This window comes from Stenotrophomonas sp. yr243 (genome assembly GCF_900184195.1).
GTDB classification, from domain to species: domain Bacteria; phylum Pseudomonadota; class Gammaproteobacteria; order Xanthomonadales; family Xanthomonadaceae; genus Stenotrophomonas; species Stenotrophomonas lactitubi.
Map to the genome: position 1 here is coordinate 190,986 of NZ_FXWT01000005.1, position 25,634 is coordinate 216,619.

At 67.1% G+C, this 25,634-nt stretch carries 22 protein-coding genes; 14 read left to right on the plus strand and 8 right to left on the minus strand.

Annotated features, from left to right (window positions below):
* Positions 1-3: 3 nt before the first annotated feature.
* Positions 4-261 carry a helix-turn-helix transcriptional regulator gene (locus QOL57_RS20075; protein ID WP_089241740.1) on the minus strand — a complete coding sequence of 86 codons (258 nt, stop codon included), beginning with the start codon at positions 259-261 and terminating at the stop codon, positions 4-6.
* Between the two features lie 154 nt (positions 262-415).
* A complete protein-coding gene (locus QOL57_RS20080; RefSeq protein WP_089241738.1) occupies positions 416-4,102 on the minus strand; it encodes an indolepyruvate ferredoxin oxidoreductase family protein in 3,687 nt (1,228 codons plus the stop codon).
* A 169-nt stretch (positions 4,103-4,271) separates the two neighbouring features.
* Between QOL57_RS20080 and QOL57_RS20085 the strand changes: the two genes are divergently transcribed.
* Positions 4,272-4,907 carry a hypothetical protein gene (locus QOL57_RS20085; RefSeq protein WP_089241736.1) on the plus strand — a complete coding sequence of 212 codons (636 nt, stop codon included), beginning with the start codon at positions 4,272-4,274 and terminating at the stop codon, positions 4,905-4,907.
* 569 nt (positions 4,908-5,476) lie between these two features.
* Here the strand turns inward: QOL57_RS20085 and QOL57_RS20090 are convergent.
* Positions 5,477-6,961, minus strand: a complete 1,485-nt coding sequence (locus QOL57_RS20090) for an AAA family ATPase (RefSeq protein ID WP_089241734.1) — start codon at positions 6,959-6,961, stop codon at positions 5,477-5,479.
* 123 nt (positions 6,962-7,084) lie between these two features.
* Between QOL57_RS20090 and QOL57_RS20095 the strand changes: the two genes are divergently transcribed.
* The 9 genes from QOL57_RS20095 (at position 7,085) to QOL57_RS20135 (ending at position 16,056) form a co-directional block, all read left to right on the plus strand.
* Positions 7,085-7,714, plus strand: a complete 630-nt coding sequence (locus tag QOL57_RS20095) for a ParA family protein (RefSeq protein ID WP_089241732.1) — start codon at positions 7,085-7,087, stop codon at positions 7,712-7,714.
* A gap of 37 nt (positions 7,715-7,751) precedes the next feature.
* Positions 7,752-8,228 carry a histidine phosphatase family protein gene (locus QOL57_RS20100; RefSeq protein ID WP_032977995.1) on the plus strand — a complete coding sequence of 159 codons (477 nt, stop codon included), beginning with the start codon at positions 7,752-7,754 and terminating at the stop codon, positions 8,226-8,228.
* Between the two features lie 4 nt (positions 8,229-8,232).
* Positions 8,233-8,850: a YceI family protein gene (locus tag QOL57_RS20105; protein WP_089241730.1), complete on the plus strand. Its 618-nt coding sequence runs from the start codon at positions 8,233-8,235 to the stop codon at positions 8,848-8,850.
* On the plus strand, positions 8,847-10,901 hold the full coding sequence (locus QOL57_RS20110) for a phospholipase D family protein (RefSeq protein ID WP_089241728.1): 2,055 nt from the start codon (positions 8,847-8,849) through the stop codon (positions 10,899-10,901). Before QOL57_RS20105 ends, QOL57_RS20110 begins: the two co-directional genes overlap by 4 nt.
* Before the next feature lie 10 nt (positions 10,902-10,911).
* Complete coding sequence (locus tag QOL57_RS20115; protein ID WP_089241726.1) at positions 10,912-11,346, plus strand: hotdog fold thioesterase; 435 nt, start codon at positions 10,912-10,914, stop codon at positions 11,344-11,346.
* Positions 11,347-11,465: 119 nt separating this feature from the next.
* Complete coding sequence (locus tag QOL57_RS20120) at positions 11,466-12,257, plus strand: lysophospholipid acyltransferase family protein (RefSeq protein ID WP_089241724.1); 792 nt, start codon at positions 11,466-11,468, stop codon at positions 12,255-12,257.
* A 7-nt stretch (positions 12,258-12,264) separates the two neighbouring features.
* Positions 12,265-13,299: an alpha/beta fold hydrolase gene (locus QOL57_RS20125; RefSeq protein ID WP_089242028.1), complete on the plus strand. Its 1,035-nt coding sequence runs from the start codon at positions 12,265-12,267 to the stop codon at positions 13,297-13,299.
* Between the two features lie 56 nt (positions 13,300-13,355).
* Positions 13,356-15,434, plus strand: a complete 2,079-nt coding sequence (locus QOL57_RS20130; protein ID WP_089241723.1) for a tetratricopeptide repeat protein — start codon at positions 13,356-13,358, stop codon at positions 15,432-15,434.
* Between the two features lie 10 nt (positions 15,435-15,444).
* On the plus strand, positions 15,445-16,056 hold the full coding sequence (locus QOL57_RS20135; protein ID WP_089241721.1) for a YbhB/YbcL family Raf kinase inhibitor-like protein: 612 nt from the start codon (positions 15,445-15,447) through the stop codon (positions 16,054-16,056).
* Between the two features lie 110 nt (positions 16,057-16,166).
* Here QOL57_RS20135 and QOL57_RS20140 read toward each other — a convergent pair whose 3' ends face one another.
* From QOL57_RS20140 to QOL57_RS20150, 3 genes are all read right to left on the minus strand, one after another.
* Positions 16,167-16,628 (minus strand): META domain-containing protein, encoded by a 462-nt coding sequence (locus tag QOL57_RS20140; protein WP_089241719.1) that lies wholly within the window; start codon positions 16,626-16,628, stop codon positions 16,167-16,169.
* A gap of 167 nt (positions 16,629-16,795) precedes the next feature.
* Complete coding sequence (locus QOL57_RS20145; RefSeq protein ID WP_089241717.1) at positions 16,796-17,620, minus strand: META and DUF4377 domain-containing protein; 825 nt, start codon at positions 17,618-17,620, stop codon at positions 16,796-16,798.
* Between the two features lie 73 nt (positions 17,621-17,693).
* On the minus strand, positions 17,694-18,488 hold the full coding sequence (locus tag QOL57_RS20150) for an undecaprenyl-diphosphate phosphatase (protein WP_089241715.1): 795 nt from the start codon (positions 18,486-18,488) through the stop codon (positions 17,694-17,696).
* A 219-nt stretch (positions 18,489-18,707) separates the two neighbouring features.
* Here QOL57_RS20150 and glnA point away from each other — a divergent pair, with 219 nt between their 5' ends.
* The 4 genes from glnA to QOL57_RS20170 all read left to right on the plus strand — a co-directional run bounded on the left by glnA (position 18,708) and on the right by QOL57_RS20170 (position 23,177).
* Positions 18,708-20,117: a type I glutamate--ammonia ligase gene (gene glnA, locus QOL57_RS20155; RefSeq protein WP_089241713.1), complete on the plus strand. Its 1,410-nt coding sequence runs from the start codon at positions 18,708-18,710 to the stop codon at positions 20,115-20,117.
* 349 nt (positions 20,118-20,466) lie between these two features.
* Positions 20,467-20,805: a P-II family nitrogen regulator gene (locus tag QOL57_RS20160; RefSeq protein ID WP_004134334.1), complete on the plus strand. Its 339-nt coding sequence runs from the start codon at positions 20,467-20,469 to the stop codon at positions 20,803-20,805.
* A gap of 22 nt (positions 20,806-20,827) precedes the next feature.
* On the plus strand, positions 20,828-22,258 hold the full coding sequence (gene amt / locus QOL57_RS20165; RefSeq protein ID WP_089241711.1) for an ammonium transporter: 1,431 nt from the start codon (positions 20,828-20,830) through the stop codon (positions 22,256-22,258).
* 172 nt (positions 22,259-22,430) lie between these two features.
* Entirely contained in the window at positions 22,431-23,177 is a 747-nt protein-coding gene (locus QOL57_RS20170; RefSeq protein ID WP_089241709.1) for an N-acetylmuramoyl-L-alanine amidase, read from the plus strand.
* A gap of 73 nt (positions 23,178-23,250) precedes the next feature.
* Here the strand turns inward: QOL57_RS20170 and QOL57_RS20175 are convergent, their stop codons facing one another.
* Both QOL57_RS20175 and QOL57_RS20180 read right to left on the minus strand, forming a co-directional pair.
* Positions 23,251-23,958, minus strand: coding sequence for a LytTR family DNA-binding domain-containing protein (locus QOL57_RS20175; RefSeq protein WP_089241707.1), 708 nt, complete (start codon positions 23,956-23,958; stop codon positions 23,251-23,253).
* Positions 23,946-25,544 (minus strand): sensor histidine kinase, encoded by a 1,599-nt coding sequence (locus QOL57_RS20180; RefSeq protein ID WP_244900854.1) that lies wholly within the window; start codon positions 25,542-25,544, stop codon positions 23,946-23,948. Before QOL57_RS20180 ends, QOL57_RS20175 begins: the two co-directional genes overlap by 13 nt.
* Positions 25,545-25,634 lie beyond the last annotated feature (90 nt).

The window sequence follows — 25,634 nt, forward strand, 5'->3', positions numbered from 1 at the left end:
GGCTTACCACTCCGAAGTCGACGTGTTTTCCCGGGGACTTCGCTGCTGCAGGCTGATTTCCAGGCCCAACACGGCCCAGACCCGCATCAATCGCTCGAAGCTGGCAGACGCTGGATCGCGTTCCAATGCGCCGACTGCCTGGCGGGAGATGCCCAGTCGCTCGGCAAGCTGTGCTTGACTCAGCCCGGCCTGGCGTCGGAACGCGCGCATCAGCGGCGCAAGTTGCTGCGGTGTTCTCACCGTATGTGGCGGCCTGTCCATACCGGCAGTCCTCGGGAAAGATGACCGTACGCCATCACGTACGCAAAGGATAGGTTGCTTTACGACACGCAACCTATCTCTTTCCTGCGCCACAGGCAACCTATTGATTGCATTCTCAAAAGGCAATCAATAGGTTTCTTTTTGTGGTGTGCTACTACGCCACCTGCACGATATGCAGCGCCTTCGGGTTGCGCCACTGCGCCAGCAGCACCGCTTCGCGGGCCTTGGCCTTCTCGAAGTGGGCTTCCTTGACGTGGCCGAAGCCGCGGATGTGCTCGGGCACGCTGGCAATCTCCACCGCCAGCGCCAGGCGGTCATCGTCCAGGCCATCCAGCAGCACTTGCACGGTCGCTTCGTAATCGGTGATCAGCTGGCGCTCCATGCGACGCTCCTCGCTGCGGCCAAACACATCCAGGCGACCACCGCGCAGGAACTTCAGCTTCGCCAGCAGGCCGAACGCCTTGAACATCCACGGGCCGTATTCCTTCTTCTGCAGCCGGCCCTGTTCGTCCTTCTTCGCGAACAGCGGCGGGGCCAGATGGAAGCGCAGCTGGTAATCGCCCTCGAACTGCTGCTGCAGGCGGCGCTGGAAATCGCCGCTGGTGTACAGGCGCGCCACTTCGTACTCGTCCTTGTACGCCATCAGCTTGAACAGGTAGCGGGCCACGGTTTCGGTCAACGCGGTGGACCCACCGATGCGCTCGCCCTCGGTCGCGCGTACACGCTCGACCAGCGTGCGGTAGCGGTTGGCGTAGGCGGCATCCTGGTAGTCGGTCAGGAATGCCGAGCGGCGCTCGATCATCTCGTCCAGCGAGCGCGACAGGCGCGCGTCGTCCAACGGCAGGAAGGCAACATCGCCACCATGCGTCGGCAACCCACGCAGCTCGCGCTCATCACCGGTGTTGCGCGGTGCTGCGGTGGCGCCCCACTCGTTGCCTTCCCATTCGCCCGGCGGCAGTGCATGCAACGGGCCCGGAGTATTTTCGGTGTCGGTATGGCGGTTGCGCACTACGCCTGCCGCCTGCTGTACGGCCTGCGGGTCGACAACTGCCAGCCGCCCCCAGGCGAAGGCCTGCTGGTTCATCGCCACCGCGGCGCCGTTGAGTTCGATGGCACGCATCAGCGACTCGAACGACAGCGGCACCAGGCCTTGCTGCCAGGCGTAGCCGAGGATGAACAGGTTGGCGGCGATCGCATCGCCGAGCAATGCGGTGGCCAGCTGGGTTGCGTCCAGCAGCAGCGGCTCTTCACCACCCAGCGCCACGCGCACGCCGGCGATGATGTCGGCGGCGGGGAACTGCATGTCCGGGCGTGTGGTGAACGTGCCCGGCATCGCTTCATAGGTGTTGAGCACCACCTGCGAACGGCCGGCGCGCACCTTCGACAGCGCCCAGTAGTCGTTGACCACCACCATGTCGCAGCCCACCACCAGGTCGGCTTCGCCGGCGGCAATGCGCACGGCGTGGATATCCTCGGGGCGACGGGCGATGCGGATGTGCGTGGTCACCGCGCCACCCTTCTGCGCCAGGCCGGTCTGGTCGAGCACCGATGCACCCTTGCCTTCAAGGTGACCGGCCATGCCCAGCAGGGCGCCGATGGTCACCACGCCGGTGCCGCCGACGCCGGTGATCAGGATGTTCCAGGGCTGCTCCAGGGTGCCGCGCACCACCGGTGCCGGCAGGTTGTCCAGCAGTGTGGAGGCATCGCGCTTGCTGCCTTTGCGCGGCTGGCCACCGTGCACGGTGACGAAGCTCGGGCAGAAGCCGTTGACGCAGGAATAGTCCTTGTTGCAGTTGGACTGGTCGATGTCGCGCTTGCGCCCGAACTCGGTTTCCTTCGGCAGCACCGACACGCAGAAGCTCTTCTTGCCGCAGTCGCCGCAGCCTTCGCAGACCAGCGAATTGATCATCACCCGCTTGGCCGGATCTTCCAGCTTGCCGCGCTTGCGCCGACGGCGCTTTTCGGTGGCGCAGGTCTGTTCGTAGATCAGGATCGAAACACCCTTCACTTCGCGCAGGCGCTTCTGCACCGCGTCCAGCTCGCTACGGTCGTGGAACTCCACGTCGCTGGGGAAATGCTCGCGCTGGCGCGTCCACTTGGCGATGTTGTCCGACAGCACCATGATGGTGTGGATGCCCTCTGCACGCATCTGCTTTGCGATGTCCGGCACGCTCAATGGACCGTCTACCGGTTGGCCGCCGGTCATCGCCACCGCGTCGTTGTAGAGGATCTTGTAGGTGATGTTGACGCCGGCCGCGATCGCCTGGCGGATCGCCAGCGAACCGCTGTGGAAATAGGTGCCGTCACCCAGGTTCTGGAACACGTGCTGGGTATCGGTGAACGCGGCCTGCCCGGCCCAGGTCACGCCTTCGCCACCCATGTGGGTGAAGGTGTCGGTGCTGCGGTCCATCCAGGTCACCATGTAATGGCAACCGATGCCGGCCAGCGCACGCGAGCCTTCCGGCACGGTGGTGGAGGTGTTGTGCGGGCAGCCGGAGCAGTAGTGCGGAACGCGCGGGAAGCTGGCGCGTGGCAACGCAAGCTCGGCTTCCTTTTCCTGCATCCACTGCAGGCGCTGCTCGATGGATTCGTTGTTGAAGAACTTCTGGATGCGACGACCGATCACGCCGGCGATGGTGGCCGGGGTAAGTTCGCCGGTGGATGGCAGGATCCACTCGCCGGCCTCGTCGTACTTGCCGACGATGGACGGACGCTGGCCCCAGCTGGCCGGCCAGTTGAAGAACTGCTCCTTCATCTGGCGCTCGATGAAGGCACGCTTCTCCTCCACCACGATGATGTCTTCCAGGCCCTGCGCGAAACGGGCGATGCCTTCCGGCTCCAGCGGCCAGGTCATGCCGACCTTGTACACGCGGATGCCGATGTCGGCGCAGGCCTGCTCGTCCAGGCCCAGGTATTCCAGCGCCTGCAGCACGTCCAGGTAGCTCTTGCCGGTGGTGACGATGCCCAGCCGCGCACGCGGTGCGTCCATCACCACCTTGTCGATGCCGTTGGCACGCGCGAAGGCCTGCGCGGCCTTCACCGCGTAGCGGTGCAGGCGCATCTCCTGGTCCAGCGGCGGATCGGGCCAGCGGATGTTGAGGCCGCCGGCGGGCATGTCGAAGTCTTCCGGCAGCACGATGCGCCGGGCCAGCGGATCGACCTCGACCGAGGCCGACGATTCCACCGTCTCGGCGATCGTCTTGAAACCGACCCAGCGCCCGGTGTACCGGCTCATCGCCCAGCCGAGCAGGCCCATGTCGAGGATGTCCTGCACGCCGGCCGGGTTCAGCACCGGCATCATCGCGCTGACGAATTCGTCCTCGCTGCCATGCGGCAGCGTCGAGCTGCGGCAGGCGTGGTCATCGGCGGCCAGTGCCAGCACACCACCATGGCGCGAAGTGCCGGCGGCGTTGGCGTGCTTGAACACGTCGCCGCAGCGGTCCACGCCCGGGCCCTTGCCGTACCACATGCCGAACACGCCCTGCACGTTGGCACCCGGGAACAGGTTGGTCTGCTGGGTGCCCCACACCATGGTCGCGCCCAGGTCCTCGTTGAGGCCCGGGGTGAACTTCACCTTGGCCGCTTCCAGGTGCTTGCGCGCTCGCCACAGCTCCAGGTCGAAGCCGCCCAGCGGGCTGCCGCGATAGCCACTGATGAAACCGGCGCTGTCGATGCCGGTGGCTTCGTCGCGCAGGCGCTGCATCAACGGCAGCCGCACCAGCGCCTGCACGCCACTCAGGTAGATCCGTCCTTCGTTGCGGGTGTACTTGTGGTCGAGCGTGTAATCACGGTCGAGCAGGTCGGCGGAGGCGGGCGAAGTGAGTTGCGCGGTACTGGTCATGGCTGGCCTAGTCAGGATCGGCTGGCACCGGCCGCGCAGGTACACGCGGCGGGAAAGGCGCGAATTGTAACAGTGGGGGGCAAAGGCCCCGGCACTCGCGCCCAGGCCGTGCTGGGGTTAGGATCGGGGAGAGAGAGGGAGGTTGGTGTTTCAACCTGGGGGAATTTGGATGTCAGTTGCAGGACAGTTCCTGGCCGGCGTATTGCTGGTCTCGGGAGCGGCCACTGCGTGGGCCGCGCCGGCATTGCCGGCACCGCAGGAGTTCTATTTCGACAGCGACGCCGCTGCCGCGCCGATCACCGTAGTGCAGGGTGAAGGCGAAGACCTGGTGGCACAGCTGCTGAAGCACCGCGAGCGTGGCCGCAAGGGGCTGGAAGCTACGGCGCAGCTGGCGTCGGTGGCCATTGCGCAGGGGCGCGCGGAACTGGGCGACAAGCTCTATCGCGAGGCAGTGGCCGAAGCGCCGGTGCAGAGCGCGCTGGGCCGCAGCGTACGCTGGAACTATGGCTGGGACCTGTTGCGGCAGGGCCAGGCGCTGGCTGCGCTGGAGCAGTGGCAGGCCGCTGCCGGCACCCTGCGCAGCAATCCCGGCTGGGTGCCGCCGAGCTATGCGCTGGCGCTGTGGCGGGCCGGCCAGCAGCAGGAAGCAGTGAAGTGGTACGCCGCTGCGGTACGGACCGAGCCGGGGCAATGGCGCGATAGCAGTCGTTACGCGCAGCTGTTGCCGGGCTGGCGCGATGACGAACGCGCGACGTTGGCCGAAGTACAGCAGGCCTGGGCGGCCGCGCCTCCAGCCTGGCCCTGAGGGTGGGGGTTCGGCCGGGTTGCACCCGGCACCCGCAGAGGCAACGGCCAAAGCCAAAGCGGGTTTGCTGGGGGATGGCGGGGCACTGTGGGTTTGCGGGGCCGCCGTAAACCCGTCCATGGGGGCTTGGTCGCGGCATCCATGCCGCTCACACCCCGCAAACCCACAGTGCCCCGCCTTCGACAGGTTCCCGTTGCTGTTGGTAGGTGTCGACCTTGGTCGACACGTAGATCCACGCCATGCGTGGATGAATCTGCATCGGAATCGAATGATCGATATCTGATCGAAATGCAGCCGAGCATGGGCTCGGCGCTACAAAGAGCGGCCAGCCAACCGCTTTTGCTTTTGCTCTTCTCTTTTTTCTTTTCCGTGGCTGATCGCCCCCGGAAACTGTCAGAGGTCGGGCGGGGTGGGTTCGCGGGGGTGTCCGCGGCATGGATGCCGCGGCCAAGCCCCCAGGGACGGGTTCACGGCGTCCCCCGCGAATCCACCCCGCCCGGCCAACCACGGCTTTTGATTCTCGCGGCCAACCATCAGCCACGAGGGGCTGCGCCGTTCGCAGGAAACCCTCAGTCGTCCGCGGACACCGTGCGCCCCGACGCCCACTCCCGCAACGCCGCCACCTGCTCGGACATCAACACCGACAACGGCCGCGTCGCCCGTATCTCGCCCATCAGCAGCTCGGTATCCAGCGGCCGGCCTTCGGCATGCGCCGAATACAGCCCCGCCACGATCGCCTGCTCGATTTCCGCACCGGAAAACCCGTTGGCCGCCGCTGCCAGTGCGGGCAGCGCGAGGTCGTCGGCATTGAGCTGGCGCCGCCCCAGATGCAGCCGCAGCAGTTCCACGCGCACATCGGCCGAGGGCAGGTCGACGAAGAAGATCTCGTCGAAGCGGCCCTTGCGCAGCAGCTCGGCCGGCAGCTCGTGTACCTGGTTGGCGGTGGCCACGATGAACACCGGCGCCTTGCGCTCGGCCATCCAGGTCAACAGGTAGCCGAGCACGCGGCGCGACACGCCGCCATCCTCGCTGCCGGTGGCCAGGCCCTTTTCGATCTCATCCATCCACAGCACGCATGGCGCCAGCTGCTCGGCCGAGGCCAGCGCCTGGCGCAGGTTGGCTTCGGTCTCGCCGTGGTACTTGTTGTACAGCGCGCCCACGTCCAGGCGCAGCAATGGCACGCCAAAGCCGGCGGCGGTGGCCTTGGCCAGCATCGATTTGCCGCAGCCCTGCACGCCCAGCAGCAGCATGCCGCGCGGCGGGTCCAGCCCGGCCGGTGCCGAGCCGGCGATGAAGGCGACGCGACGCTGGTTGATCCAGCGCTTCAGCCGGTTGGCCCCGGCCACGTCGCCGAAGCGCGCGCTGTCATGCTCGAAGAACAGGTGGCCGCTGCGGTTGAGCAGCTCGAACTTCAGCCGCGCCAACTGTGGCAGGTCGTCGTCGCGCAGCGCGCCATCGGCATAGATCAGCTGCCGCGCGATGCGCCGCGCATCGACCAGGCTCAGGCCCTGCAGGTTCTTCAGGATCTTCTTGACCGCCTCGCTGTCCACTTCCACCCGGCGCCCGCCGTGTTCGCGTGCATAGGCATCGGCTTCTTCGCGCAGCATCTTCAGCAGTGCATTGGCGTCGGGCAGGCGCGGGTTGAAGCGCACCGCCAGCGCTTCCAGTTCGGCCGGCAGTTCGACCTTGGCGCCGATCAGCACCAGCACGTGCGGTTCGCTGTGGCGGCGCTGGATCAGGTCACGCAGCGCGCGCTGGTGGCTGGCATAGCCCAGGTAGGGGTGGAAATCGAGCAGCAGGTACACGCCGCGCTGGTCGGCCTGGCGGATCATCTGCAGTGCGGCGCTGGCGTCGGGCGGGCCGACCGGCTCGTCCTCGCGCTCCAGGTCGATGCGGCGCAGGCCCTCGGTGATCGACCAGCGGTGCAGGGCCCGCCATACATGCATCAGCGTCTGCCGGAACAGCTCGACGATGCGACCCTCATCCTGGGTCTCGACCACGATCAACGGCGTGTTGGCGCGGATCAGTGCGCTCAGGTCCTGCAGTTCGCTCATGGCGGTTCGGTCCTTCGGGGGCGCCACGATAGCAAAGGCCGGGGGCGCTGGTTCAGCACGGCTCTACCTTCCGTCACCATCGGCGGTGTACGCTCGGGGCACGTACCCGGAAGCGAGGCTGGCATGAAGACGATCCTGGTGGCCGGTTCCAAAGGCGGGGTGGGCAAGTCCACCATCGCCACCCACCTGGCCGCGTACGCGGCATTGCAAGGCAAGGCCACGGTGATCGCCGATGCCGACCCGCAGGGCTCCAGCACCCGTTGGGCACAGCGCCGGGCCGGGCTGGAAAGCGCGGTGCTGCCGATCGACGTGTACCGCAAGAAGCAATGGGCGCAGAAGCTGCCCGACGGTACCGAGACCGTGGTGATCGATGCACCCGCCGGCGCACTGGCCGACGATATCCCGCATTTCCTCGACGCTGCCGATGCCGTGGTGGTGCCGGTGCTGCCCTCGGCACTGGACATCGAAGCCATCGTCGGCTTCCTCAACAGCCTGGCCCAGGTACCGCGCGTGCACAGCCGCAAGCTGCCGGTCGGGCTGGTGCTGAACCGCACCAAGCCCTGGACCCAGACCTCGCAGCAGGCCCTGCAGATGCTGGGTGACTGGCCCTATCCGGTGGTCGCCCAGCTGCGCGACAGCCAGAGCTATGTGGTCATGACCGGTCTGGGTCGCAGTCTTTTCGATTACCGCTCCGCCCAGGTGCGCGAGCACCAGGCCGACTGGGAACCCCTGTTGTCCTGGCTGAAGCTGTAAGAGCCGTAGGTCTCCATCCCTTTATTGGAATCCCGCAATGCGCGAACTGATCCTGCTCCGCCACGCCCACGCCGAACCGGCCACCACCGGCCAGGCCGACCTTGACCGGCCGTTGTCGCCGGTGGGTCTCGCCGAAGCCGAAGCCGCCGGCAAGTGGCTGAAGGAAAACAACCTGCTGCCGGACTGCGTGCTGTGTTCCCCCTCGCGGCGGACCCGCGAAACCCTGGAAGCGGTGATGGCGGCCATCGGCTATGTCGAAAAGCGCCTGGAAGACCGCATCTACGAGGCCACCCCCGGCACCCTGGCGGCGCTGGTGGACGAACGCCGTGACCTGGACCGGGTGCTGATCGTCGGCCACAACCCCGGGCTGGAGCAGCTGGTGGCGTTGATGACCGATGGCACCAGCAGTGATTACCGCGGCATGCCGCCGGGCGGCGTGGCCGTGCTCGGCTTTGCCCGCGAGGCAACGATCGAGCCGGGCGTGGCCAGCCTGAACGCCTTCTGGTGGCCGTGAGCCGATGAGGTTGGCGTTGCCGGGCCGCTGCCTGCTGCCAGTCGTTCTGGCGATCGGCCCGGCCTGGGCCGCTGCACCGCCACCGACCGCGCTGCCGGCGGTCGTGGCCGAGTCGCCGCGTACGCTGCAGCTGGATGTGGTGCGCTCGCAGATCGGTTTCGAAGTGCGCACCCGGTTCGGCCAGCGCATCGAGGGCGTGTTCCCACGTTTCGAGGGGCGCATCGAGGTGCTGTCCGATGGCCGTCACCAGGTCCACCTGAAGATGTTCACCCGCACCGTGGAGATCCCCGGCAAGGAACGCTATACCGGCTGGATGCGCGGCCCCGAGTTCTTCGACGCCGGCCGTTACCCCTTCGTCGAGTTCGACTCGCTGCCGTACTGGCCGGAGACGGTCGCCGACGGGGGCGGCATCGATGGCCGGTTGACCCTGCGCGGCGTCAGCCATCCGGAGACGCTGAAGGTCGAGAAAGCGGAATGTGCCCGACCCGGCTATGATTGCGACGTCGTCAGCCGCGGTACCGTGCAACGAGGCCGGTACGGCATGGACAGCTGGCAGCTTGCCTTGAGTGACCGAGTGACTTTCGTACTGCGTGCACGTCTCAGCGAGGCGTCGAAACCGTGAATCCATTGCTGCGTGTACTGGTGCTGGCAACCGTGTTGCTGGGCAGCGGCTGCGCGTCGCTGTCGCATGCCCAGCGTGATCGCGCCGAGGCGATCGCCGTACAGGCGCGCTCGACCCAGGTAGATTGCCAGCAGGCCGACCGCTGCGCGCTGGACTCGCCCCTGCGGGCCCTGGCCGGCCGGGCGTTCAGCGAATCAACCCCGGAACAGCCGCGGCACTACGCCACCCTGCTGGACGAGGGCGAAGGCGCGCTGGTCGCGCGCCTGAACCTGCTGCGCAGCGCCACCCGCAGCATCGACCTGCAGACCTACATCTTCGACAAGGACGACAGCGCCCGCCTGGTCATCGACGAGCTGCTGTCGGCGTCGCGGCGCGGGGTGAAGGTGCGGCTGCTGATCGACCAGCTTTCGGCGATCTCCGACCTGCAGATCCTTGGCGCACTGGCCGGCGCCCACGAAAACTTCCAGCTGCGGGTCTACAACCCGACGTTCGGCAAGGCCCGGCTGAACTACTTCGACTATGCCGGCAGCGTGCTGTGCTGCTTCCGCCGCTTCAACCAGCGCATGCACAACAAGCTACTGGTGGTCGATGATGCGATCGGCGTGGTCGGTGGGCGCAACTACCAGGACGACTATTACGACTGGGACCGCGAGTACAACTTCCGCGACCGTGACGTGCTGATCGCCGGCCCCGAAGCACGCGCGATGGCGGCCAACTTCGATGCCTTCTGGCGTGCGCAGCGCAGCGTGCCGGCCGAGCGCCTGAACGATGTCGGCCGTACCCTGCTCAAGCAGGGCGTGCCGGTGTTGCCGCCCGCACAGTTCCGCAGGCCCGAGCGGGTGGAGCGGGTCAGCGAGGAAGCCAACGACGTCGACTTCGTCACCCGCTCGTTCGTGGACACCGCTCTGCCGGTCGCCTCGGTACGCTATGTGGCCGATCTGCCGCGCAAGCATCGCCGCGAACGCGCCGACGCACCATTGGCCGGGCAGCATGTCACCGAGCCGCAGCTGGATGCACTGATCTCCAGTGCGCAGCACGAAGTGATCCTGCAGACGCCCTACCTGGTGTTGTCCAAACCGGCACAGAAGCTGTTCCGCGAGCTGCGCAAGCGCCCGCAGCCGCCCCGCGTGGTGGTGTCCAGCAACAGTCTGGCCGCCACCGACAACCCGATCGTGTATGCGCTGTCGTACAAGTACAAGCGGCGCAACATGCGCGAGCTGGGCTTCAACATTTTTGAATTCAAGCCGTTCCCGCTGGATGCTCCGGTCGATTACCGCAACCTGCTGCCCGACCCGATCGCGGCGCCGGGCAGCGATACCGGCCGCAATCCGCTGATCGGTGGCAGCGCAGCAGGCAGCAATGCCGGTGGTGGTGGTGGTGATGTGGTGGCCACTGCGGAAGCGGGCGACCCGCAGCCGCGGGTGATCCATCCGCGTACCGGCAGTGCGTATGAGAATGCCCGTGCGCGCCGGCGCGCCGCCGGCAGCGAAGTCGAGACCCGCCTGCTGCGTACCGAAACGCGGCCCTCGTTCCTGGGCAGCAAGGCGGTCAACAAGCCGCTGCCGGTCACCCGCAAGGGCGCGCGCATGGGCCTGCATGCCAAGTCGCTGGTGGTCGACCGCCGCATCGGCGTGGTCGGTACCCACAACTTCGATCCGCGCAGCGAGAACTACAACACCGAAGGCGCGGTGATCATCGACGATCCGGCCTTCGCCGAGCAGCTGGCGCAGAGCATCCTGCGCGATACCCATCCGCAGAATTCCTGGACGGTGGCGCCGCGTGCCAAGCCGCCGGTCCTGTCCGGCCTGAACTACAGCGTCGGCAAGGCCTCCGAGGCGCTGCCGATCCTCGACTTCTGGCCGTGGCGCTATGCCACCGACTACGAGTTCAAGCCGGGCCCGGACTGCCCGCAGCCACTGCCGCGGCAGAGCGCTGATTTCCACCGGTGCTATGTCGCGGTGGGTGACTTCCCCGAGGTCAATGTCGGGCCGAAGTGGCTGCTGGTACGCATGCTGACCGCATTCGGCGCCGGCCTCGTTCCCATCCTCTGAAGGTAGCCGCATGACCCAGGTATTCCGCGAAGCCGTTTCCATCGAGCAGCTCAACGCACTCAGCCAGAACACCGCCATCAGCACCCTGGGCATCGTCTTCAGTGCCGCTGGCGAGGACTGGCTGCAGGCAACCATGCCGGTGGACGAGCGCACCCGCCAGCCGTACGGCATCCTGCACGGCGGTGCCTCGGTGGTGCTGGCCGAAACCCTGGGCAGCAGCGCCGGCAACCTCTGCGTGGATACCGCCAAGCAGATCTGCGTGGGCCTGGAGATCAACGCCAACCACGTACGCGCCGTGCGTTCGGGGACGGTCACCGGCACCGCGCGCGCGGTGCACGTGGGTCGCAGCACCCAGCTGTGGGAAATCCGCATCGAGGACGAGCAGGGCCGGCTGGTCTGCATCTCGCGGCTGACCCTGGCCGTGGTGGCGGCCGGGCACGGTTGAGCCCTGGCGACAGCAGTGACGGCGGCGGAACCCAGCGTTCCCCGCCGATGGCCGCCGTCAATGAGACTTATGGCCGAATTCGGCTGGCAGCGATGGCAGCCCTCCGGTATCGTGCGCGGATGACTTCCCCCACTCCGGCCCCCCGCGGCGGCGTGGCGCGTGTGTGCCGTTACCTGTACCGCGTACCGCTGCTGTTGGTCCACATCACCGTGTTCCTGCCGCTGATCCTGATCGGCATGCTTCCGCCATGGGGCGAGCTGCGTGTGGGCGACGATACCTTCGGCGCCAAGGTGGTGAACTGGTGGCAGGGCGGGCTGATGTGGATCTTCGGCTTCCGCCTGTCGCGTGTCGGCCAGCCGCTGCCGGGCGCGGTGCTGTTCGTTGCCAACCATGTCAGCTGGGTCGACATCTCCATCCTGCACAGCCAGCGCATGATGGGCTTTGTCGCCAAGCGCGAGATCGCCAGCTGGCCGGTGGTCGGTTGGCTCGCCGCACGCGGCCAGACCATTTTCCACCAGCGTGGCAACACTGAATCGCTGGGCGGGGTGATGCAGGTGATGGCCGACCGTCTGCGCGCCGGCAAGGCCGTGGGCGTGTTCCCGGAAGGGCGTACCCGCGGTGGCCACGACGTTGGCCCATTCCACGCGCGCATCTTCCAGGCGGCAGTCGAAACCAGCGTACCGGTGCAGCCGGTGGCGCTGGTCTATGGCGTGCGCGGCGATGCACAGACCATCGTGGCCTTCGGCCCGGGCGAGAGTTTCTTCGCCAATTTCCTGCGCCTGCTCGGTGAGCCGGCGCGGCATACCGAAGTGCATTTCCTGGAGCCGATCGGCACCCAGGACCTGGAAGGCCGTCGGCGCATCGCGGAAACCTCGCGCGCGCGCATCGTGGCGGCCATGAGCGGGGATTGAGGCCATGGTGGCCGTGTTTCCGCCACCGACCCTCGACGCTGATGCGCCGATGCTCACCGCGTCCGACTATCAGCCGCCGCGCTGGCTGCGCAATCCGCACCTGCAGTCGATGCTCAGCTCCAGCCGCATGCGCCTGCAGCGCGGGCTGCTGCTGCTGGCCGCCACCGGCGCGGTCAGCGAGGAGCTGATCCTCGATGGTGGCGAAGGTGTGCGGCTGCAGGGCTGGCACAGCCATGTCGAAGGGCGCGAACCGCGCGGCATCGCCCTGCTGCTGCACGGCTGGGAAGGCAGCGCCGAATCCAGCTACATGCGCATGGCCGCTGCCCGTATGCTCGAGCAGGGGTTCGACGTGGTGCGGCTGAACTTCCGCGACCACGGCAACACCCATCACCTCAATCCCGGCATCTTCCACTCCAACCTCATCGACGAAGTGGTGCATGCCGCAGGCGATGTCGCCCAGCGCTGGCCCGATCTGCCGCTGGTTGCGGCTGGTTATTCGCTGGGTGGCAACTTCGTGCTGCGGCTGGCCCTGCGCGCGCCGGCCGCGGGCGTGCCGCTGCAGCACGTGGCCGCCGTCTGCCCGGTGCTGGACCCGGGGCTGACCATGGAGAACATCGAGAACGGCCCGGCGATGTACGACTGGTATTTCCGCCGCAAGTGGGCCGGCTCGCTGCGTCGCAAGCGCGATCTGTTCCCTGAACTGAGCGATTGCGACGACCGCGTGCTGAACCTGGACATCCGTTCGCTGACCGCCTGGCTGGTCGAACGGCACACCTCGTTTGGTTCGTTGCAGGCCTATTTCGATGGCTACTCCATCGCCGGCAACCGCCTGTCCACGCTGCAGGTGCCTGCTGACATCCTGATGGCGCAGGACGATCCGGTGATCCCCTACGCGACCTTCCGCGATTGGCAGCTGCCGCAGCAGGCGCGGCTGGAAACCGCCTGCTGGGGCGGCCACTGCGGGTTCCTGGAAAACTGGCGCGGCGATGGTTTCTCCGAACGCTGGGTCGCACAGCGTCTGCGGCGTGTCCTGCCGGGCTGAACCGGCACCGGCGCGCGGCCCGCTACAATGCGGGTTTGACCTTGAACCGGACGGCCATGCAAGACCAGATCCTCCAAGCGTTGCGCCAGAACGATGCCGGCCAGGCCGTGCAGCTGGCCCAGGCGTGGACCCGTGACGAACCCGGCAAGGCCGAGGCCCACCGCTGGCTGGCGCTTGCGCTGCAGCAGCAGGGCCAGGCCGAGGCCGCAATGGAGGCGCTGCAGCAGGCGCTGCAGCTGGCTCCCGATGATGCGCAACTGCACCTGCAGCATGCCGGCCTGCTGCTGGCACTGCGCCAGTTCGAGGGCGCCGATGAAGCCCTGCTGCGCACCACCGGGCTGGACCCCAACGCCTTCCCCGCCTACTTGATGCAGGCGCACCTGGCGGTGGGCCGCAACGATTTCGACGAAGCCCAGCGCCTGTCGACCCTGGCATCGCGGCTGGAGCCGGACCATCCGGAACTGCTGACCATCGATGGCATGGTCGCGCTGCGTCGTGGCGACGCCGACCGCGCGCTGGCCCTGCTGTCGGCGGCCAGCCAGGCGCTGCCGGACGATACCCGCGTGCTGTACGCACTGGGCTTTGCCTATATGGGCAAGGACATGCTGGCGTTCGCCGAACAGGCGTTCCGTCGCGTACTCGCGTTGAACCCGAAGATGTCTTCGCTGCACGGCATGGTGGTGCAGCTGGCATTGCGCCAGGGCAACGTCGAGGCCGCCGCCGAGGCAATGCAGCACGCGCTGCAGCAGCCGGAGCTGGACGTGCCGCCGATGCGCCGCCTGGCCGGCGAACTGGCACTGCGCAGTGGCCAGCCGCTGCAAGCGCTGGAGCACCTGCTGCCGCTGCTGGGATCGCTGCAGGGTGACCGCCAGGTGCTGCAGCTGCTGCTGATGTCCTGGCAGCGCCTGGGTCGCGAAGATGAAGCCCGCGCACGCCTGGATGACGCACTGGCAAGCAATGACCAGCTGCATGACCTGTGGCTGGCGCGTTTGGCCGTGGAAGACGTCGGCAGTGCCGGCGCCGTGGCCACCGTGGAGCGCTGGATGGCAGCGATGCCCGGCCACCTGCCGGCGCTGGAAGCGCGCATGCGCCTGCATGACATGGCTGGCGAGCACGAGCAGGGCGAAGCCATCGCCGAGCGCATCACCACCCTGGAACCGGGCCGCGTCAGCGGTGAAAGCCGTCGTGTCGAGGGTCTGCTGCAGCGTGACCCGGCCGCCGCCGTGGAGCGCGTGCAGGCCTTGATCGCACAGGCACCGGAGGGCCCCCGCGCCGACCTGCGGACCTGGCTGGGCGAGATCCAGGATCGCGCCGGGCAGCCGGAAGAAGCGCTGCGTACGTGGATGGCGCTGCAGACCGACCAGGCCTCGCAGCGGCTGCCGCTGCCGCCGCAGGCCAAGGCACCGCCGAGCTGGCCGGAGATGGCCAGCATCGACCAGGCGACGCACGACAGCGGCTCAGCGCCGATCTTCCTGTGGGGCGCCCCGGGTTCGGGCGTGGAGCGGGTGGCAACCGGCCTGGCCGCTGCCAGCCCGGTACTGCGCAGCGACCGTTACACCGCCAATCCACCCGACGATGCCTTCCAGAACTACAACACGCTGCAGGACCTGGCGTCGGGCGTGCTGAGTCCGGAACGACTGGTCGAGCGTTGGCGCGAGAACCTGCCGGCCCGCGGCCTGGAAAGCGACACCGTGATCGACTGGCTGCTGTGGTGGGACAACGCGCTGCTGTGGGCATTGCGCCCGCAGCTGCCGCAGGGCCGCCTGCTGCTGGTGCTGCGTGACCCGCGCGACATGCTGCTGGACTGGGTCGCCTATGGCGCCGCCGCACCGCTGGCGATGACCTCGATGGCCGAAGCCAGCCAGTGGCTGGTGCGTTCGCTGACCCAGATCGCCGCACTGCACGAGGAGGACCTGTATCCACACGTGCTGCTGCGCATCGACGACATCGGCAACGATGCACATGCGATGGCCGACCTGCTGGGCCGCGTGTTCGGACGTCCGATGCCGCCGGCTGCACAGCTGGGCGCGCCGCGCCTGCCTGCCGGCCACTGGCGCAGGTATCGCGACGTGATGGGTGCCGCTTTTGCCCAGCTCACCCCGGTCGCGGTGCGATTGGGCTACCCGGAAGAGTGAGGAGCATCAGATGCAACTGAGCAGTCACAGCCTGGTCAACGGTGCACCGATCGACCGTGAGTTCGCCGCCGGCGATGCCGACGGCTTCGCCCCCGACCGCAACCCACACCTGGCCTGGAGCGGCGTGCCCGACGGCACCCGCTCGTTCCTGCTGGTGTGCGTGGACCCGGACGTACCGACAGTGCCGGAGACGGTCGGCCGCGATGACATGAGCGTGCCGCGCGACCAGCCGCGCGGCGATTTCGTGCACTGGGTGATGGCCGACATCCCGGCCTCGGTGCAGGAAATTGCCGCGGGCAGCTGCAGCGATGGCTTCGTGGTGAAGGGCAAGGCCGCGCCGGCCGGCCCGGCCGGCAGCCGTCAGGGCCTGAACGATTTCACCGGCTGGTTCGCCGGCAACCCGGACATGGCCGGTGACTACCTCGGCTACGACGGCCCGTACCCGCCGTTCAACGACGAACGCGTGCATCGCTACTTCTTCCGCGTGTTCGCGCTGGACGTGGCTTCGTTGCCGCTGCCGGAGCGCTTCACCGCCGCCGATGCGTACCGTGCCATGCATGGCCACGTACTGGCCGAAGCGGCGTTGCACGGCACCTACACGTTGAACCCGGCGTTGGCCTGATACCAGGCTGCGGGTAGTGCCGGCCGCTGGCCGGCATCCGCTGTACGTGGCAACCGGCCAGCGGCCGGCTCTACCCGTAAACGACGAAGGGCGGCCAGTGGCCGCCCTTTTCATTTCACCGGCAGTGGCGCGGGGGTGAATATCGCCGTGTCGCCATGCACGTTGCGCAGGACCAGGCTGCCGTTGTCGTCCAGTGCGAGCGTCGGGGCCGGCCGGCCATTGACCAGTGTGCTGGCACGCCGTTGCTGCTCGGCAACCTCGGCGCGTATGCAGCCGGCAGTGGTAACGACCCCGTTCTCCAGAATCAGCCGGTCGCCCTGCAGCTGATACTGGCTGCTTGCGTAGTTGCACAGGTTCAACTCGCTCATGTAGCCGGGTTGGAAACGCAGGGTGTACGGCTCCCGGCCACTGACGAACAACGCGTCGATGCGCTTGCCCTGCGCGTCGGTGGCGCGTGCGAGCTGCCACAGACGGGCTTCAAGCTGGTCGGTGGTGGGTGTGCTGGCGGCGTATGCCCTGCTGCCACAACCGATGACCAGCAAAGCCAGTGCGATCATGTACGTCCGTTTCATGTCGGTCTCCCTGATGCATGTGGGTAGTGCCGGCCGCTGGCCGGCATGTTCCGTATGTCGCCGGAGCTGTGTGCAGCAGCCGGCCAGCGGCCGGCACTACCCACAACGAAGAAGGGAGACCTCGCGGCCGCCCTTCAAGAGCCAGCCGACCAGCGGTCGGCTCTACATCACTTCTCGATGGCCGACTCGACCACCATGTCCAGCACGTACGCCTGCGACGGCGCATCGGCCGGCGGGTTCTTCACTTCGTAGCGCTTCACGCGCACCACGTTGCGCACGCCGTCTTCGTGGGTGTAGCCCTCGATGCTGCCGTAGAAGTTCTCGAACGCGCCCGGCTCACCCTGCTTCAGGCCCTTGTCGTCGAACTTCACTTCGCGCACCTGCAGGCACTGGTAGTCCGGGATCATCGGGTGCGAGCACTTCTGGGTCTTCGCAGCCACTTCCAGGAACACGGTTTCGCCGGCGCCGCCGTAGCGGGTTTCAGCGGTCGGTTCCGGGTTGAACACCAGCACGTCGCCCTTGGCGGTGGTCAGGGTCAGCACGCCGTTGGCGTCCTGTTCGGCCTTCAGTTCGCCCTGCAGACGGCTGGAGACGGCTTCGTCCAGCGCCATCAGCGCCTTGTCGGTGCAGGCCATCATGGTCGAGGCCATCGCGCTGACGCTCAGCTTGCCGTCGGCCAGGGTGTAGCCGCCGCCCATGCGGTTGCAGGTGTTGCTGACCGACAGGCGGCCATCAGCGAAGTCCAGGGTGACCGGCTTGTCTTCGCGGGCGAACAGCGCATCGATGCGCTTGCCATCGGCCGCGGTGGCCTGCTGCAGCAGCCAGTGCTGGCTCTGCAGGCGCTGCGCATCCAGGTGTGCCAAGGCCTTCTGGTCGCCGGCCTTTGCCGCAGCCGGGGCCAGGTCGTCACCGCCGGTACCGGCCGGGGCGGGGGTCTGGCTGCAGGCGGCCAGCAGGGCCAGCGGGAGGAGCAGGGTGAGCTTGCGGTTCATGGTGATTCTCCTTGGGGAACCGAGGGGGAAACGGATCGGGGCCGGCAACGGGGTTACCGTGCCCCGGCGCTGTTCAGCTGCCGGAGGGCAACCACAGCAGCAACGCAGCGCCCAGGGCGATGCGGTAAAGGGCGAAGGCCGTGAAGCGGTGCGACTTGATGTAGCCCATCAGCCACTTCACTACGACGAAGCCGGTGATGGCGGCGGCAACGAAGGCGACGCCGACGTCGGTCCAGTTCTCGCTGGCCAGGTTTCCTTCCTTGGCCAGTTCCAGGAAGGTGTAGGCGCTGGCGGCGAACATGGTGGGAATGCCGACCAGGAACACGAACTCGGCGGCGGCCGCGCGGCGGCTCAGGCCCAGCAGCATGGCCAGGAAGATCGCCGAGGCCGAGCGCGAGGTACCCGGGAACACACCGGCCACCACCTGCGCCAGGCCGACACCGATGGCCACCGTCCAGGTCACCTGGTCGCGATCAGGCAGGCGCGCGGTATAGGCCTCCACCAGCAGCATCCAGATGCCGCCGATGATCAGCGCCCAGGCCACCGGGCTGACGGTTTCCGGCAGCGACCAGCCGGCCTTGCGCACCACCAGGCCGACCACGGCGGTCACCAGGAAGGCCGCGCCGAGCTTGAACACGTACTCGCGGTTCTCGCGCTGGCCGAAGCCGGTGGCCAGCTGCAGCAGGCGCTGGCGGAACACCAGTACCACGGCCAGGATCGCGCCGGCCTGGATGATGATGTTGAAGAAGTCCGATCGCGCGCCCAGCCAGTGCTGGGCGATCAGCAGGTGGCCGGTGCTGGAGATCGGCAGGAATTCGGTCAAGCCTTCGAGAATGCCCAGCAGCAGGGCGGAGAGCAGGTCGGACATGGACGGTGCGGGCGCTGGCGGCGGAAGAAGCTCGAAAGAATAGACGATCCATGCCGCACCAAACGGGTGCGTGCGGACATCCGCGCACTGCTTTGGTGCGCGCTGGTTCGCACTCTGGCGGTGCGGGATCTTTGAAATCAACGACTTGTGAAAGCCGAAAAGTTGGCACGGTCATTGCTGTACCTCAGCAGGCATTCATTCCCATCCGAGGTCGTACCGATGTCCGTGGAAACCGTAGAGAAGCTGATCAAGGACAACCAGATCGAGTTCGTCGATCTGCGCTTCGTCGACATGCGTGGTGTCGAACAGCACGTGACCTTCCCGGTCAGCATCGTCGAGCCGTCGCTGTTCGAAGAAGGCAAGATGTTCGATGGCAGCTCGATCGCCGGCTGGAAGGGCATCGCCGAATCGGACATGGTGCTGCTGCCGGATACCGCCAGCGCCTACGTCGACCCGTTCTACGCCGATCCGACCATCGTGATCAGCTGCGACATCCTCGATCCGGCCACCATGCAGCCGTATGGCCGTTGCCCGCGCGGCATCGCCAAGCGCGCCGAGTCGTACCTGAAGTCCTCGGGTATCGCCGAAACCGCGTTCTTCGGCCCGGAGCCGGAGTTCTTCATCTTCGATTCGGTGCGCTTCGCCAATGAAATGGGCCACACCTTCTTCCAGGTCGATTCGGAAGAAGCGGCATGGAACAGCGGCGCAAAGTACGACGGCGCCAACAGCGGTTACCGTCCGGGCGTGAAGGGCGGTTATTTCCCCGTTCCGCCGACCGACACCCTGCACGACCTGCGTGCCGAGATGTGCAAGACCCTGGAACAGGTCGGCATCGAAGTGGAAGTGCAGCACCACGAAGTGGCCACTGCCGGCCAGTGCGAGATCGGCACCAAGTTCAGCACCCTGGTGCAGAAGGCCGACGAACTGCTGCGGATGAAGTACGTCATCAAGAACGTCGCCCACCGCAATGGCAAGACCGTCACCTTCATGCCCAAGCCGATCGTCGGCGACAACGGCAGCGGCATGCACGTGCACCAGTCGCTGTCCAAGGGCGGCACCAACCTGTTCTCCGGTGACGGCTACGGCGGCCTGAGCCAGATGGCGCTGTGGTACATCGGCGGCATCTTCAAGCACGCCAAGGCGATCAACGCCTTCGCCAACTCGGGCACCAACAGCTACAAGCGCCTGGTGCCGGGTTACGAAGCCCCGGTGATGCTGGCGTACTCGGCGCGGAACCGTTCGGCCTCGTGCCGCATTCCGTGGGTGTCCAACCCGAAGGCGCGCCGCATTGAAATGCGCTTCCCCGATCCGATCCAGTCGGGCTACCTGACCTTCACCGCGCTGATGATGGCCGGCCTGGACGGCATCAAGAACCAGATCGACCCGGGCGCACCGAGCGACAAGGATCTGTACGACCTGCCGCCGGAAGAAGAGAAGCTGATTCCGCAGGTCTGCTCTTCGCTGGACCAGGCCCTGGAAGCGCTGGACAAGGACCGCGAGTTCCTCAAGGCCGGTGGCGTGATGAGCGATGACTTCATCGACGGCTACATCGCGCTGAAGATGCAGGAAGTGACCAAGTTCCGCGCGGCGACCCACCCGCTGGAATACCAGTTGTACTACGCCAGCTGACCGGTTGCGATGGCGGTGGGTACCCCCTCCCACCCGCCGCCATCGCATCCGTCTTCGCGGCTGGGGAGCCGCGGTCAGATCGGGGTCGTTGCACGGGGTCGGATCCCTTTCATGCATGAAAGGGCTCTGACCCCACGCCAAGGACCCCTGATCCAGGGGCAAGAGAGAGACCGGATACGCGACATGGGCCGCCCTCCCTCCCGCGTCGGCCGTGCAAGGAGAGAGGCACGGCTGTCCCGGCCCGGTTCGTGTCCGGTGCAACAGCCACGGCCATCACCACGATGGCCCGTGGTTGCCTGATGCCATCGCGCGTTGGCGCGCTGGCCCCATCCACCATCGGGACATGCGCATGAAACTGATCTCCGCCATCATCCGACCGTTCAAGCTCGACGAGGTCCGCGAGGCCCTGTCCGATGCCGGCGTGTCGGGCATCACCGTGACCGAAGTGAAAGGCTTCGGGCGCCAGAAGGGCCACACCGAGCTGTATCGCGGTGCCGAGTACGTTGTCGACTTCCTGCCCAAGATCAAGATCGAAACCGTCGTCACCGACGAGCGTGCCGACGCTGTGATCGAAGCGATCCAGTCGTCTGCAGGCACCGGCAAGATCGGCGACGGCAAAATCTTCGTGACCGCTGTCGAGCAGGTCATCCGCATCCGCACCGGCGAAATCGGCGCTGACGCGCTGTAACCCCCCTTCCGGAGACTCCCCCATGAAGATGCGCCTTCTCACCGGGTGGCAAGCCCGGTTCCATCTGGTGTGCCTGCTGATGCTGCTCAGCGCGCTGGCCGCCGGTATCTGGCCAGGCAGTGCACATGCCCAGGCCCAGGTCACGCCGTTGCAGAGCGAGGCCGTGGCCGTCGAGCCCTTGCAGGACCCGACTGCCGCTGCGCCGGCTGCTGCCGAAGCGGTGGCTGCGCCCGCCTATGACCATGGCGACGTCGCCTGGATGCTCACCTCCACCCTGCTGGTGCTGCTGATGGTGGTGCCGGGCCTGGCCCTGTTCTACGGCGGCCTGGTGCGCTCGAAGAATGTGCTGTCGGTGCTCAGCCAGATCCTGGTGGTGTTCTCGCTGGTGCTGCTGCTGTGGGTGGCCTATGGCTACAGCGCAGTGTTCAGCGCCGGCAATCCGTTCTTCGGCTCGTTCACCGAATTCGCCTTCCTCAAGGGCTTCACCCCGGAGTCGGTGGGCAACACGCCGATCAAGGGCTTGCCGGATTACCTGTTCGTCGCCTTCCAGTCGACCTTCGCCGGCATCACCACTGCGCTGATCGTCGGTGCTTTCGCCGAGCGCATCAAGTTCCGTGCGGTGCTGCTGTTCTCGGCGCTGTGGTTCACCCTCAGCTACATTCCGATGGCGCATATCGTCTGGGGTGGTGGCTACCTGGGTGAGATGGGCGCGATCGATTTCGCCGGCGGCACCGTGGTGCACATCAACGCCGGTGTGGCCGGTCTGGTGGCCGCATGGTTCGTCGGCAAGCGCCTGGGCTACGGGCAGACCGCGTTGAAGCCGCACAACGTGCCGTTCACCTATATCGGCGCGATGCTGCTGTGGGTCGGCTGGTTCGGCTTCAATGCCGGTTCCGCCGCCGCCGCCGACACCGTCGCCTCGCTGGCCTTCCTCAACACCGTGCTGGCCACGGCCGCAGCGGTGCTGGGCTGGACGCTGGTTGAAGCCATCAGCAAGGGCAAGCCGTCGGCACTGGGCGCGGCCTCGGGTGCGGTGGCAGGCCTGGTCGGCATCACCCCGGCGTGCGGTACCGTCGGCCCGCTCGGCGCGATCGTCATCGGCCTGGTTGCCGGCGTGGTCTGCGTGTGGGGCGTGACCGGCCTCAAGCGTCTGCTGAAGGTGGACGACACCGCCGACGTGTTCGGTGTGCATGGCGTGGGCGGCATCGTCGGCGCGATCCTCACCGGTGTGTTCAGCGCGCAGTCGCTGGGCGGCACCAAGGCCGATCTGGATATCGGCCACCAGGTGTGGGTGCAGGTGGTCAGCGTCGGCCTTACCGTGGTCTGGTCGGCCGTGGTGACCGCTGCGATCCTGCTGCTGGTCAAGGTGGTGGTCGGCCTGCGTGTGACCGAGGAGGCCGAACGCACCGGCCTGGATGTGACCTCGCATGGTGAATCGGCCTACGAGGCCTGATGTAGTGGTGGGCGGCCCTGCGGGGCCGCTCACCCGCTCTGGTAGCTGCCAAGCTTGCTTGGCACTGCTCCTGCTTTGGTGGGTGCCGACCGTTGGTCGGCACGGTCGGTGGCCCAGCCACGCATGGCGTGGCTCTACTGCATCGGCCGGGCTTATCACGCACAATCAGGCCATGCACCCGATCCGCACTTCCCTGATGCTCTCGGCCTGCCTGCTGCTGGCCGCCTGCGCGTCCACACCGCAGGAAATCCGCAACCCGCTTGCCACCTGGGTGCCGTCGCCGAACCAGAACGCGCGCACGCCGGTGATCATCGTCATCCACCACACCGAGCAGAAATCGGTGCAGCAGAGCCTGCATACGCTGCGTACCGCCAACAGCGGCGGGCGGGTCAGTGCGCACTATCTGATCGGCGCCGATGGCCACCGCTACCAGCTGGTGGCCGATGAGCGTCGCGCCTGGCACGCCGGCTCCGGGCGCTGGGGCACCATCACCGACCTCAACTCCGCGTCCATCGGCATCGAGCTGGACAATGACGGCCGTACGCCCTTCAGCCCCGCGCAGATCGAATCGCTGATCGTGCTGCTGCGCGATCTCACTGAACGGCTGAACATCCCACCGCGGCAGGTGATCGGCCACGCCGACCTGGCGCCGACGCGCAAGGAAGATCCCAGCCGCTTCTTCCCGTGGCAGCAGTTGGCCGAAGCCGGCTTCGGCGTGTGGCCGCGCGCTGCCGACGGTGCTGCGCCGGAAGGCTTCGATGCATGGGCCGCGCTGGCGCGCTTCGGTTATCCGCTGGACAACCGCGAAGCAGCGGTACGGGCGTTCCACCGCCGTTTCCGTGGCAGCGACACCCTGCCGACAACACTCGACGCCGAAGACGCGCGCATCCTGCATTCGCTGTTGCTGCAGACGCCATAACCGGTAGCGCCGGGCCACGCCCGGCGAGCGCGAAGCGCGGCCTCGATTGCGAACCGCCGGGCATGGCCCGGCGCTACCCGCCTTCCATGCCCAACGCTTCGCGCAGCGTGGCCACATGCGCGCGGCCAACAGGCAACTCGCTGCCGTCGCTCAACACCAGCCAGTAGCGGCTGCCTGAGGCCGCATGCAGCGTGTGGATCTGGCGCAGGTTGACCAGGTAGGAACGGTGGCAGCGGACGAAATCCGCAGGCAGTACCGTGGCCAGCGCGGCCAGGGATTTGTCATGCAGTTCACTGCGGCCATCGCGCAGGCGCACTTGGCTGTAGTCGCCGTCGGCGCGTATCCAGAGCACGTCCGCCAGTTCGACGGTCGCTGTGCCCTGCGCGCGCCAGATACCCAGATAACGCGCGCGACCGGAGCGGACACCACCGGTGTCGAGCAGCCGTTCCAGCGCCTGGGCGAGGCGCTCGCGTGAGAAGGGCTTGGGCACGAAGTCGAGTACGCCGTGTTCGAACGCCTGCAATGCGCGCTCGCGGTGCGCCGACACCACCACGCACTGGTAGCGCCCGGCCACCGCGCGGCGCAGCAGCTCGAAGCCATCGTCGCCGCCAAGGTTGAGGTCCAGCAGCAGGCCGTCGTAGACGCTGCGTTGCAACCGGTCGCCGGCTGCTTCGAGATCGGCTACCGCATCGAAACGCGCGCGTGCACCGGCCAACTCGCTGCACATGCGCAGCAGGCGCTGTCGCACCAGCGGTTCGTCCTCTACGATCAGGATGCGCATGTCAGCTCGATCCGGCCACACCAATGGTCACCGTCGACGCCCTGCACGAAGCTCCAGCCGGTGGGGCTGGCCGCCGCCAGGCTAGCCTCGATGTAACGCGTACCCGTGCCACGGCCGCGGTGCGGGGCGGAGCCTCGCGCACTGCGCAGTTCCAGTATCCAGCGCGCGTTGTCGCGCTGCACGTGCAGGCGGAAAGGGTGCAGTGCACAGGCAACAGCGCCGGCATGGGTCAGTGCATTTTCCACCTGTGCGTGCAGGATGCCCGGCGGCAGCGAAATCGCCGCATCCCCGCCATCAACCTCCAGCACCATGCGCTGGTCCAGGGCAAGGCCGACGATATCCAGATGGCTGCGGCACAACGCCAGTTCGTCCTGCAAGGGAACGCTCTGGCGGCTGCTGCTGTCGCGCAGGCGATCAAACTGGTCGGCCAGCGACTCCACCAGGCGGCTGGCGCGCATCGGCGACTGCTCGATCAGTTCCTGCAGGCAGGTCAGCGTGTTCATCAGCCAATGTGGCTGGATGCCCCGTTGCAACAACTGCAACGAAAGCCGTGCGCGCTCTTCGCGCAGCCAGGCGTTGTGCCGGTCCAGCGCCTGCGACTGGGCGGCGTGGCGCAGCAGAAGGAACACCATCAGCACCGCCAGCAGCAGGAAGTAAGGGCCATCAAGGAAGGCACCGCGTGCGACCAGCAGCGCCAGCAGGCCCGCAGACAGCAGCGCCAGGATCGGCCATCGGTCTTCCTGGTCGGCAGGCGCGCGCATCAGCACCCACACCGAGGCGAGCAGGCTCAACAGCAGCACCGCCGCTGAGCGGGTGTCGAAGCCGGGCAGCGCGATGGCCGCTGCCATGATCAGCGCCAGATAGATGAAACAACCAGCTCTCGGTAAGGGAACGTCGAAGCGACGCGCAAGATAGACCGGCAGCAGCAGCGCTGCGGCCACATGCAGGGCCAGCAGCGCGACCAGGCGAACACCATGCCAAGGATAGGTGTAGCCCAGCAATGATCGCCACGCCTCGACCGCGGGCAGTGCCAGACCCACCACACCCAGTGCCAGCAGCAGGCGCGCGCCGGGTGTGCGTGTCTGCCCACGCAGCACCGCCAGGAAATACAGGCATGCGGCTGCCAGCGCACCGGTGGCGAAGGCCGCGATCAGCCATGGCAGGATGATCTGGCCGTACAGCACAGGGGCTGGCGCGATCAGCACCATCGCATCTGCGCCATGCAGGGCGAAACGCTGCTGCTGGCTGGATGCAAGCACCAGCAGTTCATCGGTGGCGTTGCCCGACGGCGGCGGTAGCACGCGCACGACGTCTACGCGCCCCGGCCTCTCTTCTTCCGGCGTGCGACCGACAGCGCCATTGCTGATCCATGGCATCCCGTTCCAGTACAGCTGGCTGGCAGCGCGTAACGACAGCCTCACTGTACGTCCATGATCGGCGCCGCTTTCCGGCGCTGGCACCTGCCAGCGCAGCCAGTACGGGCCATGCCACTCCGCCAGCTGCTGCTGGTCCAGCGGCCGCCAAGCCAGGTTCTGCGGTGGGTGCGTTGGCAGTCCGCCGGATGACCCGACATTCGCAGGTGCCATCTGTGCTCCCTGCACAACCCTCATTTCCGGTGGCGGCGTCGACACGATCAGCCAAGCGGCCACGGCCGCAAGCAGTACAGCAAGGACAGC

Excerpts from the sequence above, each read along its gene's own strand:
- QOL57_RS20075 (WP_089241740.1), bottom strand. The coding sequence starts at position 261 with ATGGACAGGCCGCCACATACGGTGAGAACACCGCAGCAACTTGCGCCG.
- QOL57_RS20080 (WP_089241738.1), bottom strand. The coding sequence starts at position 4,102 with ATGACCAGTACCGCGCAACTCACTTCGCCCGCCTCCGCCGACCTGCTC.
- QOL57_RS20085 (WP_089241736.1), top strand. The coding sequence starts at position 4,272 with ATGTCAGTTGCAGGACAGTTCCTGGCCGGCGTATTGCTGGTCTCGGGA.
- QOL57_RS20090 (WP_089241734.1), bottom strand. The coding sequence starts at position 6,961 with ATGAGCGAACTGCAGGACCTGAGCGCACTGATCCGCGCCAACACGCCG.
- QOL57_RS20095 (WP_089241732.1), top strand. The coding sequence starts at position 7,085 with ATGAAGACGATCCTGGTGGCCGGTTCCAAAGGCGGGGTGGGCAAGTCC.
- QOL57_RS20100 (WP_032977995.1), top strand. The coding sequence starts at position 7,752 with ATGCGCGAACTGATCCTGCTCCGCCACGCCCACGCCGAACCGGCCACC.
- QOL57_RS20105 (WP_089241730.1), top strand. The coding sequence starts at position 8,233 with ATGAGGTTGGCGTTGCCGGGCCGCTGCCTGCTGCCAGTCGTTCTGGCG.
- QOL57_RS20115 (WP_089241726.1), top strand. The coding sequence starts at position 10,912 with ATGACCCAGGTATTCCGCGAAGCCGTTTCCATCGAGCAGCTCAACGCA.
- QOL57_RS20120 (WP_089241724.1), top strand. The coding sequence starts at position 11,466 with ATGACTTCCCCCACTCCGGCCCCCCGCGGCGGCGTGGCGCGTGTGTGC.
- QOL57_RS20130 (WP_089241723.1), top strand. The coding sequence starts at position 13,356 with ATGCAAGACCAGATCCTCCAAGCGTTGCGCCAGAACGATGCCGGCCAG.
- QOL57_RS20135 (WP_089241721.1), top strand. The coding sequence starts at position 15,445 with ATGCAACTGAGCAGTCACAGCCTGGTCAACGGTGCACCGATCGACCGT.
- QOL57_RS20140 (WP_089241719.1), bottom strand. The coding sequence starts at position 16,628 with ATGAAACGGACGTACATGATCGCACTGGCTTTGCTGGTCATCGGTTGT.
- QOL57_RS20145 (WP_089241717.1), bottom strand. The coding sequence starts at position 17,620 with ATGAACCGCAAGCTCACCCTGCTCCTCCCGCTGGCCCTGCTGGCCGCC.
- QOL57_RS20150 (WP_089241715.1), bottom strand. The coding sequence starts at position 18,488 with ATGTCCGACCTGCTCTCCGCCCTGCTGCTGGGCATTCTCGAAGGCTTG.
- glnA (WP_089241713.1), top strand. The coding sequence starts at position 18,708 with ATGTCCGTGGAAACCGTAGAGAAGCTGATCAAGGACAACCAGATCGAG.
- QOL57_RS20160 (WP_004134334.1), top strand. The coding sequence starts at position 20,467 with ATGAAACTGATCTCCGCCATCATCCGACCGTTCAAGCTCGACGAGGTC.
- amt (WP_089241711.1), top strand. The coding sequence starts at position 20,828 with ATGAAGATGCGCCTTCTCACCGGGTGGCAAGCCCGGTTCCATCTGGTG.
- QOL57_RS20170 (WP_089241709.1), top strand. The coding sequence starts at position 22,431 with ATGCACCCGATCCGCACTTCCCTGATGCTCTCGGCCTGCCTGCTGCTG.
- QOL57_RS20175 (WP_089241707.1), bottom strand. The coding sequence starts at position 23,958 with ATGCGCATCCTGATCGTAGAGGACGAACCGCTGGTGCGACAGCGCCTG.
- QOL57_RS20180 (WP_244900854.1), bottom strand. The coding sequence starts at position 25,544 with ATGGCACCTGCGAATGTCGGGTCATCCGGCGGACTGCCAACGCACCCA.